General features: G+C 57.8%; 15 protein-coding genes (1 of these 15 cut by a window edge). 6 read left to right on the forward strand and 9 right to left on the reverse strand.

The annotated features are described in order from the left end of the window. Positions 1 to 106: 106 nt before the first annotated feature. Complete coding sequence (locus tag ATI02_RS18970) at positions 107 to 808, forward strand: lipoate--protein ligase family protein (protein WP_095191815.1); 702 nt, start codon at positions 107 to 109, stop codon at positions 806 to 808. Positions 809 to 818: 10 nt separating this feature from the next. On the opposite strand, the gene crp is transcribed toward ATI02_RS18970, so the two are convergent. Further along, positions 819 to 1,463, reverse strand: coding sequence for a cAMP-activated global transcriptional regulator CRP (crp, locus tag ATI02_RS18975; RefSeq protein WP_095191816.1), 645 nt, complete (start codon positions 1,461 to 1,463; stop codon positions 819 to 821). A 239-nt stretch (positions 1,464 to 1,702) separates the two neighbouring features. Here crp and ATI02_RS18980 point away from each other — a divergent pair, with 239 nt between their 5' ends. Together ATI02_RS18980 and speD are read left to right on the forward strand one after the other, a co-directional pair. Beyond that, on the forward strand, positions 1,703 to 2,125 hold the full coding sequence (locus ATI02_RS18980) for an OsmC family protein (RefSeq protein WP_003228794.1): 423 nt from the start codon (positions 1,703 to 1,705) through the stop codon (positions 2,123 to 2,125). Positions 2,126 to 2,362: 237 nt separating this feature from the next. Further along, complete coding sequence (gene speD, locus ATI02_RS18985; protein WP_095191817.1) at positions 2,363 to 3,157, forward strand: adenosylmethionine decarboxylase; 795 nt, start codon at positions 2,363 to 2,365, stop codon at positions 3,155 to 3,157. Positions 3,158 to 3,276: 119 nt separating this feature from the next. Here speD and coq7 read toward each other — a convergent pair whose 3' ends face one another. From coq7 to hemJ, 6 genes are all read right to left on the reverse strand, one after another. After that, on the reverse strand, positions 3,277 to 3,924 hold the full coding sequence (coq7, locus tag ATI02_RS18990) for a 2-polyprenyl-3-methyl-6-methoxy-1,4-benzoquinone monooxygenase (protein ID WP_095191818.1): 648 nt from the start codon (positions 3,922 to 3,924) through the stop codon (positions 3,277 to 3,279). Between the two features lie 204 nt (positions 3,925 to 4,128). Further along, on the reverse strand, positions 4,129 to 4,467 hold the full coding sequence (locus ATI02_RS18995; RefSeq protein ID WP_003228789.1) for a histidine triad nucleotide-binding protein: 339 nt from the start codon (positions 4,465 to 4,467) through the stop codon (positions 4,129 to 4,131). 80 nt (positions 4,468 to 4,547) lie between these two features. After that, on the reverse strand, positions 4,548 to 5,336 hold the full coding sequence (locus tag ATI02_RS19000) for an SDR family NAD(P)-dependent oxidoreductase (RefSeq protein ID WP_034155108.1): 789 nt from the start codon (positions 5,334 to 5,336) through the stop codon (positions 4,548 to 4,550). Between the two features lie 61 nt (positions 5,337 to 5,397). Further along, positions 5,398 to 6,360, reverse strand: coding sequence for a DUF805 domain-containing protein (locus tag ATI02_RS19005; protein WP_095191819.1), 963 nt, complete (start codon positions 6,358 to 6,360; stop codon positions 5,398 to 5,400). A gap of 77 nt (positions 6,361 to 6,437) precedes the next feature. Next, positions 6,438 to 7,406 carry an NAD(P)H-dependent flavin oxidoreductase gene (locus tag ATI02_RS19010; protein ID WP_100847063.1) on the reverse strand — a complete coding sequence of 323 codons (969 nt, stop codon included), beginning with the start codon at positions 7,404 to 7,406 and terminating at the stop codon, positions 6,438 to 6,440. 33 nt (positions 7,407 to 7,439) lie between these two features. Beyond that, a complete protein-coding gene (hemJ, locus tag ATI02_RS19015) occupies positions 7,440 to 7,868 on the reverse strand; it encodes a protoporphyrinogen oxidase HemJ (protein WP_095191821.1) in 429 nt (142 codons plus the stop codon). Between the two features lie 134 nt (positions 7,869 to 8,002). Between hemJ and argC the strand changes: the two genes are divergently transcribed. Then, positions 8,003 to 9,040, forward strand: a complete 1,038-nt coding sequence (gene argC / locus ATI02_RS19020; protein WP_100847064.1) for an N-acetyl-gamma-glutamyl-phosphate reductase — start codon at positions 8,003 to 8,005, stop codon at positions 9,038 to 9,040. 168 nt (positions 9,041 to 9,208) lie between these two features. Next, entirely contained in the window at positions 9,209 to 9,559 is a 351-nt protein-coding gene (erpA, locus tag ATI02_RS19025) for an iron-sulfur cluster insertion protein ErpA (RefSeq protein WP_008077999.1), read from the forward strand. Between the two features lie 76 nt (positions 9,560 to 9,635). On the opposite strand, the gene ATI02_RS19030 is transcribed toward erpA, so the two are convergent. Both ATI02_RS19030 and ATI02_RS19035 read right to left on the reverse strand, forming a co-directional pair. After that, entirely contained in the window at positions 9,636 to 10,727 is a 1,092-nt protein-coding gene (locus tag ATI02_RS19030; protein WP_100847065.1) for an anhydro-N-acetylmuramic acid kinase, read from the reverse strand. A gap of 3 nt (positions 10,728 to 10,730) precedes the next feature. Continuing rightward, complete coding sequence (locus ATI02_RS19035) at positions 10,731 to 12,155, reverse strand: peptidoglycan DD-metalloendopeptidase family protein (RefSeq protein ID WP_100847066.1); 1,425 nt, start codon at positions 12,153 to 12,155, stop codon at positions 10,731 to 10,733. Between the two features lie 212 nt (positions 12,156 to 12,367). Here ATI02_RS19035 and tyrS point away from each other — a divergent pair, with 212 nt between their 5' ends. Next, positions 12,368 to 13,412, forward strand: partial view of a tyrosine--tRNA ligase gene (tyrS, locus tag ATI02_RS19040; RefSeq protein WP_100847067.1) — the 5' portion only. It continues 155 nt past the right edge of the window; only the first 1,045 of its 1,200 coding nucleotides appear in the window; its start codon is at positions 12,368 to 12,370; the stop codon falls past the right edge of the window.

The raw sequence follows: 13,412 nt of genomic DNA on the forward strand, positions 1-13,412 counted from the left end.
AGCAAGCCCGCTCCCACATTTGGATTGCATTTCACCTGTGGGAGCGGGCTTGCTCGCGAAGAGGGATTCAATTTCCCCGAAGATTTTTGATCTGCCGGAGTTCTTAATGTCGCTGCCTACCTCCCTCACCATCGAAGCCGGCCTGCAAGCCGAACAGGACTTGCTCGCCTCGATCTGCGCCGGTGACGCGGAATTCGGCCTGCTTTTCTGGCAACCCAGCGACCGCGCTCTGGTCATGCCCCGGCGCCTCAACCGTCTCCCCGGTTTCGAGCACGCCTGCGAAGTCTCCGCCGCCGCCGGCTGGCCAGTTCTGCTGCGCGAAACCGGCGGCGAACCGGTCCCGCAATCGGCCGCGACCATCAATATCGCACTGGTTTACGCACCGCCTCGCAGCGAAGGCGATCTCAACCGCATCGAAACCGGCTACCGCCGTCTGTGCGATCCGATCTGCCAATTGCTGGATGAGTTGGGCGGCATGTCGTCCCTGGGCGAAATCGACGGGGCGTTTTGCGACGGTCGCTTCAACGTCAATCTCGACGGCCGCAAGATGGTCGGCACCGCCCAGCGCTGGCGCCAGAGTCAGGGCGGACAGCGTCCGGTAGGGCTGGTACACGGTGCGATGCTGGTGGATAACGAGCGCGAATCGATGGTGGCGGCAGTCAATCGCTTCAACGCAGCCTGTGGTCTGGAGCAGCGGGTCCGCGCGCAAAGCCACATTGCCCTGCATGAAAAATTCAACGCGCCGCAGGCTTTGGCGCGTCTCGATGAGTTGTTTCGTTTAATGCTGGCGCAGATGTACAGCGTTTAAGCGTTCGCGTTTAACGAGTGCCGAAGACCACCATGGTCTTGCCCTTCACATTGACCAGGTTGCGTTCCTCAAGATCCTTGAGCACGCGACCGACCATCTCCCGCGAACAGCCGACAATCCGCCCGATTTCCTGACGGGTCACCTTGATCTGCATACCGTCCGGATGGGTCATTGCGTCCGGCTGTTTGCACAGTTCCAGCAGGCATCGGGCCACGCGACCGGTGACGTCGAAGAACGCCAGATCGCCGACCTTGCGCGTGGTATTGCGCAGGCGCTGTGCGATTTGTCCGCTGAGCACGTAAAGAATGTCTGGATCCTGCTGCGACAACTCGCGGAATTTCGCATAGCTGATTTCCGCGGTTTCACATTCGACCTTGGCCCGCACCCAGGCGCTGCGCTGCTGCTCCTGGCCTGCCTGTTCGAACAGGCCCAGTTCGCCGAAGAAATCCCCGGCGTTGAGGTACGCGATGATCATCTCGCGGCCGTCGTCATCCTCAATCAGGATCGTTACGGAGCCCTTGATAATGAAGTACAGCGTGTCCGAACGGTCGCCTGCGCAAATGATGTTGCTCTTGGCCGCATGACGGCGGCGCTGACAGTGCATCAACAGCTTGTCGACGTTCTTGATTTTGGGTGTGGGGGTAATAGCAACCATGGTTGTATCCCGAAAAGACTGCACGGTGATGTTTGATTTTTTTATGAGGCGCTGAAGGCGGTCGCTACACGGCTGGCGGCATGGGCGCCAGCGAATTGGCGCCAGCTTACCAGACACTTCGTCGCAAACTCGAGAAATTACCTACGCAGTTGGAGCATCCGTCCTAGGAACGCCGCGCGCTGTCAGAGCAAAACCCTGTGCTAAGCTGGCGACCCTTTTTTTACAGTGGAGTCTGGGCGATGAAGGCACGCATCCAATGGGCTGGCGAAGCCATGTTCCTCGGCGAATCCGGTAGTGGCCATGTCGTGGTCATGGACGGTCCGCCGGACGCCGGTGGTCGTAATCTGGGCGTTCGTCCGATGGAAATGCTCCTGCTGGGCGTCGGCGGTTGCAGCAACTTCGACGTGGTCAGCATTCTGAAGAAGTCCCGTCAGGCCGTTGAAAGCTGTGAAGCCTTCCTCGAAGCCGAACGCGCGACCGAAGATCCAAAGGTGTTCACCAAGATCCACATGCACTTCGTGGTCAAGGGCCGTGGATTGAAAGAAGCCCAGGTCAAACGCGCCATCGAACTGTCCGCCGAAAAATATTGCTCCGCCTCGATCATGCTCGGTGCCGCTGGCGTGGCCATCACTCACGACTACGAAATCGTCGAACTCGGTTGAAGCGACATTCAACTATCATAAAAGCAGTGCAGACTCTGGCGATCCCACGCTGACGTCTGCATAATGCGCCACTTTTTTCAGGGCAGTGATCGGTCAGCCGACGGGTCATCCGCCTGAACAGATAACCAAAATCGCCATCGCGAAGAGGTGTTAACCGTCCTACGCAGGTGCGTTGTTCGCACTTGACGGGCATGCTTGATCACGCGGCCGTGCCGCATACATAGAGAGTTTTTAACGGTGAAAAGCAAACTCAAGCTCCACGGGTTCAATAACCTGACAAAGACCTTGAGCTTCAACATCTATGACATCTGCTACGCGGAGACCCCGCAAGACCAGCAGGCGTACGTCGAGTACATCAATCAAGAGTACAACGCCGAACGCCTGACGCAGATCCTCACGGAAGTTGTCGAAATCATTGGTGCCAACATTCTGAACATTGCGAGTCAGAACTATGAGCCTCAGGGTGCCAGCGTCACGATTCTGATCTCGGAAGAGCCGGTGACTCCGACCGAAAGCCAGATTGAAGAATCGCCTGGCCCATTGCCCGAAATTATCCTGGCCCACCTCGACAAGAGCCATATCACGGTGCATACCTACCCGGAAATCCATCCGGATGCGGGTATTGCGACTTTCCGTGTGGACATCGACGTGTCGACCTGTGGTGTCATTTCACCGCTTAAAGCGCTCAATTTCCTCATTCACCAGTTCGATTCGGACATCGTGACCGTGGATTACCGTGTGCGCGGCTTCACCCGTGACGTTGAAGGCAACAAGCACTTCATCGACCACGAGATCAACTCGATCCAGAACTACCTTTCCGAAGACACTCGCGACGCGTACCAGATGACCGACGTGAACGTGTACCAGGAAAACCTGTTCCACACCAAAATGCTGCTGAAGAACTTCGAACTGGATAACTATCTGTTCGGCGACGCCACCAGCAATCTGTCCCCTGAGCAACGCGCTCAAGTGACTGATCGTGTGAAACACGAGATGCTGGAAATCTTCTACGCGCGCAACATGCCGACCTAAGATTCCCGGGCACAAAAAAAGGCGACTGTCTCAGGACAGTCGCCTTTTTTATTGTTGAAACAAAGACCCCTGTGGGAGCTGGCTTGCCAGCGATGGGGCCCTGTCCGGCAATACACTTCTCAAATCCGATAAGTACTCTTGGTCATTACCTTCGCCAAAAGACTCATCCCGAACTTCACCGGCGCCGGAAACCGGAAACCGCCAGCATCCAGCGCACTTTCTGCATGGTGCTCTTCATCTATACGCATCTGCTCCAGAATCGCCCGGGACTTCTCATCCTCGGCAGGCAGTTGTTCAAGATGCTCGTTCAAGTGTTTGCACACCTGATGCTCTGTTGCCGCGACAAACCCGAGGCTGACCTTGTCGCTGATCAGCCCGGCCACCGCACCAATACCGAAGGACATGCCGTAGAACAGCGGATTGAGCACGCTGGTGTGGCTGCCCAACTGGTGAATGCGTTGTTCGCACCAGACCAGATGATCGATCTCTTCTTCGGCCGCGTGCTCCATGGCTTCGCGCACTTGCGGCAGCTTGGCGGTCAAGGCCTGCCCCTGATACAGCGCCTGGGCGCAGACTTCGCCGGTATGGTTGATGCGCATCAGGCCGGCGACGTGGCGGGTGTCTTCGTCGCTCATCTGCGTTTCCGGTTGCAGAATCGCTGGTGACGGACGGTACGGCTGGCCGCTGAAGGGCAGCAAGGTACGCATCGCGGCATCGGCTTGCAGCAGAAGCCGGTCAATCGGCGAGTAGTGACGTTGGGTAGTCATGCTGACCTCCGGGAAGAATCTCGGCGGCCAGTTTAACCGAATCGGCCGGGGAGCGTTTGCGCTGGGTCATTTGCCATGCAGGGGCACGGTTTGCTTTTTGTGGGAGCGGGCTTGCTCGCGAAGGCGGAGTATCTGGCACTGATACTTTGAATGTGCCGATGTCTTCGCGAGCAAGCCCGCTCCCACAGGGTAGGATCCCCTGGATCAGCCCGGCGGCCAGTTCATCTGGCGTTGGCCGAGCACGTGCATATGAATGTGATAGACGGTCTGCCCACCTTTCTCATTGCAGTTCATTACCACGCGGAAGCCTTCTTCACAGCCCAGTTCCAGGGCCAGTCGCTGCGCAGTAAACAAAATATGCCCGGCCAGCGCCTTGTCGTCTTCTGTCAGGTCATTGAGGGTACGCACCGGTTTTTTCGGGATGACCAGAAAATGCACCGGTGCCTGGGGGGCGATATCGTGGAACGCCAGAACCTGGTCGTCCTCGTAGATGATCTTGGCCGGTATTTCCCGGTTGATGATCTTGGTGAACAGAGTATCCACTGCTGTTTTCTCCGTTGTGTGGGCTGGCCTGAGTGTACTCATGGGGAATGAACCCGCCCAGTGTTTTGCCGTAGGACAGTTCAGCGCGGGCAGTAAGCCTTGTTGACCATGCCGACGATGGTGCGGTTAAGCCAGCGTGAACCCAGTCGCGGCAGAAATGCGAACCAGCGATTGCGCCGTCCCGGAATGATGATTGCGCGGTTCTTGTCGAGCGCGCGCACGGTGTACAGCGCGACCTCTTCTGGGCTCATCAGCAATTTGCTGTCTTTGAGTTTGTCGCTATTCAGCTGCGCGGTGCGGAAAAATGCCGTGCGGGTAGGGCCAGGGCAAAGCACCGAAACCTTCACCGCACTTTGCTTGAGCTCAACCCGCAAGGCTTCGGAGAAATGCAGCACGTAGGCCTTGCTGGCGTAATAGGTGCTCATCCACGGTCCGGGATTGAACGCTGCCACCGAGGCGACGTTGAGAATCTGCCCGCCACCCTGCAACGCCATGCTGTTGCCGATCGCATGGCACAAACGGGTTAGGGCAAGAATATTCACCTCGATCAGGTCCTGCTCGGTCATCCAGTCCTGGGCCAGGAACGGGCCGCAGGTACCGATGCCGGCGCAGTTCACCAACAGATCAATCTGCCGGTCACCTTCTTCCAGCTCCAGCAAAAAGCCGGACAGGCGCAGCGGCTCGCCGAGATCGCAGGCGCGGAACAGCACCTCGACGCCGAAGCGCTGGGTCAGTTCGATCGCAATACTTTCCAGCTGATCACGCTGTCGTGCCACCAGAATCAGGCTGCGGCCGCGCCGGGCCAGCGCTTCGGCCATGGCCAGGCCGATGCCGCTGGAGGCGCCAGTGATCAGAGCGTAACGGGTCATGCATTTCTCCATCGCAACAGCTCCGCGCCAGCGACGCGGGTGTCACGGCGGGGAGCGCTGTTCATTCTTTCGCAGAGTCTACAGGGGCCTGCACCGCTTCGGCTGCCTCGTCGGCGGAATTCGCTGCCGGTTCGACCTCGACGTCGATTTCATCGGTGGTCACCGAGCCACTGTCGTAGCTGCTTTCGAGGCTGGTTTCGTATTCCTGCTGGATGGCTGAGATGCCGCCGAGCATTCCACCTACGATAAACAACCCGATGAACACGATCCACAGCGAGCACAGCACCTTGACTGCTGTGCTGTTGGGCGGAGGGGGCGGCCCGTAGCGATTGGCACCGGTATTGCCCGGCACAATCATGATCACAAAAGGAAAGATGCTGCCCACCAAGGGGACAAGGTTCAGCAACCAGAGCCAGCCCGACCAGCCGATATCGTGCAGGCGTTGAACCGTGAACAAAATGCTGATGATGACCAGCACCAGGCCCAGGAAAGCCGCGATGAGGCCGCCAATGATCAGGCCGCTGGTGGACTCGGTACTGACAAGCCCCACGGCAATCAGCGCAAATATGCTGAGAATCGGCAGGCTCACCAACGTCACGACCATCGTCCAGGCGAGAAAGCGCAGACGTCCAATCCGGCCATCGACGCTGAACGGTTTGAGCGTGGCGAATGCCGGAAGGTTTTCACCAACGCTGGCGCGGGGTGGCGCATACGGTGAGTTCGGTTCCGCGTAGACGGGAGTGGGAGCAGGAGCGTGCTCGTGGACGTCTGACAGATTCAGTTCGATGGCCGTTTCAGATTCGATGCGTGCATCGACCCCGGTTTTGCTCAGTGCCTGCAGATAGGCTAGCGCATCGCCATGGGACAGATCGCGTTTGAGTGCCACGGTACGGCCATTGAACAGGCGTTCGATGGCGGCAACATCGCTTTTGAACAGATCCGCCAGATTGAGCTTGGCGGTGGTGATATCGACACCGGGCTGTAGAGCACCGTCGAAAACGATCTTGTAACGGGGTTCGCTCATGGCCGAGGCATCCTTGTCGCGAAGAGAATGAAAGGTCGTTAGTTTAAGGCCAGTCCACCAGCGACGGGCCTGATTTTTTACCGTGGCCAGCGCTTTGTCAGCTGTGCTGCGCGTTCCTGGGCCTGACGATATTCAGCGTCCAGACGCGTGATCAACTGATCCACGCCTGGCAGATCGTCGATCTGTCCCACGCCTTGGCCGGCCGACCACACGGTCTTCCAGGCTTTGGCTTCGTCGCTGATCGGTTTGAGCTTGTCACCGAAATTCACTTCGCCTTTGCCTTGCAGCGCGGCCATGTCGAAACCCGCTGCCTCCAGGCTTTGACGCATGAAACTTGCCGGAACACCCGACACTGCTGGAGTGTGGATGATGTCTGCTGCTTTGGCTGTCAGCAGCATCTCCTTGTAGGCGTCAGGTGCATGACTTTCAGTGGTGCCGATAAATCGTGTGCCGAAGTAGGCCAAATCCGCGCCGAGCATTTGTGCGGCGAGAATCTCATGGCCGTGGTTAAGACATCCCGCAAGCAGCAGGGTTTTATCGAAGAACTCGCGGATCTCGGCGATCAGCGCAAACGGGCTCCAGGTACCGGCATGGCCACCGGCGCCGGCTGCGACCGCAATCAGACCGTCGACACCGGCCTCAGCGGCTTTTTCCGCGTGGCGGCGTGTGGTCACGTCGTGGAAGACCAGGCCGCCATAGCTGTGCACCGCGTCGACCAATTCCTTCACCGCGCCGAGGCTGGTGATGACGATCGGCACCTTGTGCTCCACGCAAATGGCCAGATCCGCCTGCAGGCGCGGATTACTGTTGTGCACGATCAGGTTCACCGCATAAGGCGCGGGGTTGTCCAGTGTCGCCAGTCCCGCTTCGATCTCTTCCAGCCAGCCTTTGAACCCGCTACTTTCGCGCTGGTTCAGCGCTGGAAAACTGCCGACTACGCCATTACGGCAACAAGCCAGCACCAATTGCGGATTGGAGATGAGGAACATCGGCGCTGCCACAACCGGCAATCGCAGACGTTGTTCGAGCAGAGCGGGCAGCGACATTGGAGGTACCCCGAAGTGTTGTGTTTGTTGAAGTTAGAACGGTTTGACCACGACCAGAATTACGATAGCCAGCAATATCAGAACCGGCACTTCATTGAACCAGCGATAAAAGACATGGCTGCGGGTGTTCTCGCCACGGGCGAAACGTTTTACCTGCGCGCCGCACATATGGTGGTAGCCGATCAGCAAGACGACGAGGGTCAATTTGGCGTGAATCCAGCCGCCCATGCTGAAGAGGCTCGGGTTGAGATAGATCAGCCAGCCACCGAAGATCAGCGTGGCGATCATCGCCGGGCCCATGATGCCGCGATACAGCTTGCGCTCCATGACGCTGAAGCGTTCTTTGCTGACCGTATCTTCACTTTGTGCGTGATAAACGAACAGTCTTGGCAGATAGAACAGGCCGGCAAACCAGCAGACGACGCTGACGATGTGAAACGCTTTGATCCATAGATAGAGCATTTTAGTTATTCCCAGGTTCACGGTAGTCGGGATAGTAGAGGCTTGAGCGTCCGCACGTCACCTTGACGGTTGTCGCAGGGCCGCGCGGCCCCTATTATCGACGGCTTTCCAGTGGGTTCGTTGAGGGCAGGTTTATGGTCAAGGTCGGTATCGTCGGCGGCACGGGTTACACCGGTGTCGAACTGCTGCGTCTTTTGGCACAGCATCCGCAGGCAGAGGTGGTAGTCATCACTTCCCGATCCGAGGCCGGTCTGGCCGTGGCTGACATGTACCCTAACCTGCGCGGTCACTACGACGGCCTGGCTTTCAGCGTGCCGGACATCAAGACGCTCGGTGCTTGCGACGTAGTGTTCTTCGCCACGCCGCACGGTGTGGCTCACGCTCTGGCGGGTGAATTGCTGGCGGCGGGCACCAAGGTCATCGATCTGTCCGCGGACTTCCGTCTGCAAGACGCCGAGGAGTGGGCCAAGTGGTACGGTCAGCCACACGGTGCGCCTGAGTTGCTGGACGAAGCGGTCTATGGCCTGCCGGAAGTCAATCGCGAGCAAATCAAGAAAGCTCGCCTGATCGCGGTGCCGGGTTGCTATCCGACGGCTACGCAACTGGGTTTCCTGCCGCTGCTTGAGGCGGGTCTGGCCGATGCCTCGCGTCTGATCGCCGACTGCAAATCCGGTGTCAGCGGTGCCGGTCGTGGTGCGGCTGTAGGCTCGCTGTACTCGGAGACGTCGGAAAGCATGAAAGCTTATGCGGTGAAAGGTCACCGTCATCTGCCGGAAATTCGCCAAGGCTTGCGCCGCGCGGCGGGGGGAAAGGATGTTGGTCTGACTTTCGTCCCGCATCTGACCCCGATGATTCGTGGCATTCATTCCACGCTCTACGCCAATGTGGTTGATCGCTCGGTCGATCTGCAGGCGCTGTTCGAAAAGCGTTATGCCAACGAACCGTTCGTCGATGTAATGCCGGCCGGCAGCCATCCGGAAACTCGTAGTGTGCGGGGTGCCAACGTTTGCCGTATCGCGGTTCACCGTCCGCAGGATGGCGATCTGGTGGTGGTGTTGTCGGTGATCGACAATCTGGTCAAAGGCGCGTCGGGTCAGGCGGTGCAGAACATGAACATCCTGTTTGGGCTGGATGAACGTTTTGGTCTGTCCCACGCCGGCATGCTGCCGTAACACTTTATCCGGCACAGCAAAAAGGCCCGTTGAACGGGCCTTTTTGCATTCAGAACCGGTGATCGGGTTTATTGATATACCGTAACAATAGTTGACCGATTTTCTCGGACAAGCGGATAATGCGCGTCATCACGCATTATGGCGGCGTAACGCCGGGAGATAGTCAGCATGAGCGTCGAATCCTTCACCCCCACGGCTTTGCAATTCACCCACGGTGCCGCGCACAAGGTGAAGAGCCTGGTCGATGAAGAGGGGAATGATCGCTTGAAGCTGCGCGTATTCGTTACGGGCGGCGGTTGTTCAGGGTTTCAGTACGGTTTCACCTTCGATGAAGATGTGGCCGAGGACGACACCATCGTCGAGCGCGAAGGCGTGAGCCTGGTGGTTGATCCGATGAGCTTTCAGTACCTCGCGGGTGCCGAAGTGGACTACCAGGAAGGTCTGGAAGGTTCGCGTTTCGTGATCAAGAACCCGAACGCCACCACGACCTGTGGTTGCGGGTCTTCGTTCTCGATCTGATCGCATTTCGCTGCATACAATAAAACGCCGCAGAGCCTTGGGTTCTGCGGCGTTTTTTTGTTGTCGGCGTTTTTGTTTAGTTGGGGTAAATGGCGCCGAGCACGCGCAGGCCTCTGGCGCCAGTGACACTCGGCCGGTTGGCGGCGATACCTTCGAGGCAGCAATGGGCCAGCCAGGCGAACGCCATGGCTTCAACCCAGTCCGGATCAACACCATGGGTGGCGGTGCTGGCAACCTTCGCGTCCGGCAGCAGATCGGCCAGCCGCTTCATCAGCGTGGCGTTGTGCGCACCGCCACCACAGACCAGCAGCTCTTGAGTGTCCGATTGAGCACTTTGCAGCGACTCGACAATGGTCAGCGCTGTCAGCTCCAGCAGCGTGGCCTGTACGTTTTCAGCGGGGAAGGCTGGCAGGCGTGAGAGGTGTTGCTCCAGCCAAGGCAGGTTGAAGACTTCTCGACCGGTACTTTTCGGGCCTTTGGTCACGAAGAACGGATCGCTGAGCAATGCCTTCAGCAGGGATGGCTCCACAGTCCCGGTTGCTGCCCATTGGCCGTCACGATCGTAGTTTTCGCCGCGTTGTCGGTGAATCCAGGCATCCATCAGCACATTCCCCGGCCCGCAGTCGAAACCGGCTACAGGCTTTGTCGTCTCTATCAGACTGAGATTGCTGAAACCGCCGACATTCAAGACCGCCTGGTTACCGCTACGCTCTTCGAACAAAGCCTCATGGAAGGCGGGCACCAGAGGGGCGCCTTGACCGCCAGCAGCGACATCGCGGCTGCGGAAGTCGCTCACCACTGTTATCCCCGTCAGCTCGGTCAGCAGGGCAGGGTTGCCAATCTGTACGGTGAAACCGCGAGCGGGTTCATGGCGAATGGTCTGACCGTGGCTGCCGATCGCGTGAATGGCTTCAGGTTTGAGGTTTTGCTGATTGAGGAGGGTGTGAATGCCCTGTGCGGCAAGCTTCACCCAGTTCTGCTGGGCAATCGCCGAGCGGGCGATCTCGTCAGGGCCGCTGGCGCACAAGCCAAGCAGCTCGGCGCGCAGGGAATCAGGCATGGGAATGTAGTGCGTGGCGATCAGGTTGATCGCCGAGTTCTGTTCGATCAGGGCGATGTCCAGACCGTCGAGGCTGGTTCCGGACATCACACCGATATACAGGGCCATGGCTTAGCGCTTGCTCGAGGCCAGCATGGTGGCCTTCTCTTGATCCATGCGCGCCATCAAAGGCTGGCTTTGAGCCAGGAAGCGGGCGCGTTCGGCCTTGGCAATCGGATCGGCCATTGGCAACTTCTGGCCCAGTGGATCAACGTGAACACCGTTGACCTGGAACTCATAGTGCAAGTGCGGGCCGGTGGACAGGCCTGTCGTGCCAATGTAACCGATTACTTGACCCTGCTTGACCGTGCCGCCGGTTTTCACACCTTTGGCGAAGCCTTGCATGTGGCCGTACAGCGTACGGTAAGTGTTGCCGTGTTGAATGATCACAGTATTGCCGTAACCGCCACGGCGCCCGGCCAACAGCACTTTACCGTCACCGGCAGCCTTGATCGGCGTACCGCGTGGGGCTGCATAATCGACGCCTTTGTGGGCGCGGATTTTGTTGAGGATCGGGTGTTTACGGCCCATGGAGAACTTCGAGCTGATGCGAGCGAAGTCCACCGGCGTACGGATGAACGCCTTGCGCATGCTATTGCCGTCGGCGGTGTAGTAGCTGCTGTTGCCCTGCTTGTTGGTGTAGCGCACTGCGGTGTAGGTTTTGCCGCGGTTGGTGAAGCGGGCGGACAATATCGGACCGTTACCGACGGCTCTACCGTTGACCACTTTCTGTTCGTAGATCACGTCAAATTCGTCACCCTGGCGGATGTCCTGCGCGAAGTCGACGTCGTAGCCGAATACGCTGGCCATATCCATGGTCAGGCTGTGCGAGAGGCCGGCACGCGCGGCGGATTGTGACAACGAGCTGTTGATCACACCGTGGACGTAGGCAGTGCGAACAGTAGGTTTTGCGGTAACCCGGTTGAAAGCGTAACCCTTGTCATTTTTGGTCAGGGTGATGGTTTCAACATCGCTGACCTTGCTGTGAAGGCTGGTTAGCTGGCCTTGCGGGTTCAGTTCGAATTCGAGCTTCTGGCCGTGCTTAAGCTGGCTGAACTGCTTGGCTTGCTTGTCGCTGGCCAGTACTTCATGCACGGCTGCGGATGGCAGGCCTACTTTCTCGAACAGGGTGGAGAGCGTATCGCCCCTGGAAACGACAACTTCGCGGTGGCCTGGAGCTTTTGGCTTTTCCGCGAGAGGCGCGGGCGCAGGGGCTGCTTCTGCGGTTTGCGGAGCGTTTTCTTCTGTGTTTTCGATTTGTGCAAACGGTGAGGCTACTGGGTCATTTGTGGCTTGAGCGGCGTCAGCAGCGTCTTGATCTTGTGTCAGTTGTTCAGCAGGACTTTCCAGTTCAAGGCTCAGGGTCGTCTTTTTGGCTTCAACATCACTGGAAGGAAATACCAGGAGCGCCAGGCTGAGAAGGGCGGCGATACCACTTGCGGCGAGCAGGTGGGTCTTCGGGTAAAGCGGTGGCGCTTTAGACGGTTCAGTGGTCATAAGTAATTTTGACTTTGAAAAGTGATGAATTGGAAAAGATGAATGACATGATGAAGATGAAATAACTGTATAAAATATAACCAAATCATCTCTGAAGCAAGTCTACAGACATCGCGTCTGTGGATTGGTGTCCGTGCGCCGGGCAAAACTTGTAATTGGTGCGCGATCTTGTATGGTTGGTTCCCTTTGAATCTGAGCCTTGCGGGTCTGTTATGAAGTCGGTTGAAGAGCAGCTAGCGCTGATTAAACGTGGTGCGGAAGAACTATTGGTCGAGTCCGAGCTGATCGAGAAGCTCAAGCGCGGCCAGCCGCTGCGTATCAAGGCTGGTTTCGATCCGACCGCTCCGGATCTGCACTTGGGTCACACCGTGCTTATTAATAAGCTGCGCCAGTTCCAGGAGCTGGGGCATCAGGTGATCTTCCTTGTAGGTGACTTCACCGGGATGATTGGTGATCCGAGCGGCAAGAGCGCCACTCGACCTCCACTGACTCGCGAGCAGGTGTTGGAAAACGCTGAGACTTACAAGACTCAGGTCTTCAAAATTCTCGACCCAGCGAAAACCGAAGTCGCCTTCAACTCGACCTGGATGGATCAGATGGGGCCGGCGGACTTCATTCGCCTGACTTCGCAATACACCGTTGCTCGCATGCTTGAGCGCGATGACTTCGACAAGCGTTACACGACCAATCAACCGATCGCTATTCACGAGTTCCTTTATCCGCTGGTTCAGGGTTACGACTCGGTTGCTTTGCGTGCGGACGTCGAGTTGGGCGGTACCGATCAGAAGTTCAACTTGCTGATGGGGCGTGAGCTGCAACGTGGTTATGGTCAAGAGGCGCAGTGCATTCTGACGATGCCGCTGCTCGAAGGTCTGGATGGCGTGAAGAAGATGTCCAAGTCGTTGGGCAACTATGTCGGTATTCAGGAAGCACCGGGCGTCATGTACAGCAAGCTGGTTTCGATTCCGGATGCGCTGATGTGGCGCTACTTCGAATTGCTCAGCTTCCGCTCCATGGATGAGATCAATGCTTTGCGTGTTGATGTGGAAGCTGGCGCCAATCCGCGTGACATCAAAATCAAGTTGGCGGAAGAGATTGTTGCGCGTTTCCATGGTGAGGAGGCTGCGGCCAATGCTCATCGTGCGGCGGGCAACCGCATGAAGGATGGTGAGCTGCCGGATGATCTGCCGGAGATCGAGTTGGCTTCTGCTGAGGATATGCCGATTGCAGCTGTCCTTAATAAAGCGGGCCTGGTGA

Origin of the sequence: Pseudomonas baetica, from assembly GCF_002813455.1 — a bacterium.
Classification (GTDB): domain Bacteria; phylum Pseudomonadota; class Gammaproteobacteria; order Pseudomonadales; family Pseudomonadaceae; genus Aquipseudomonas; species Aquipseudomonas baetica.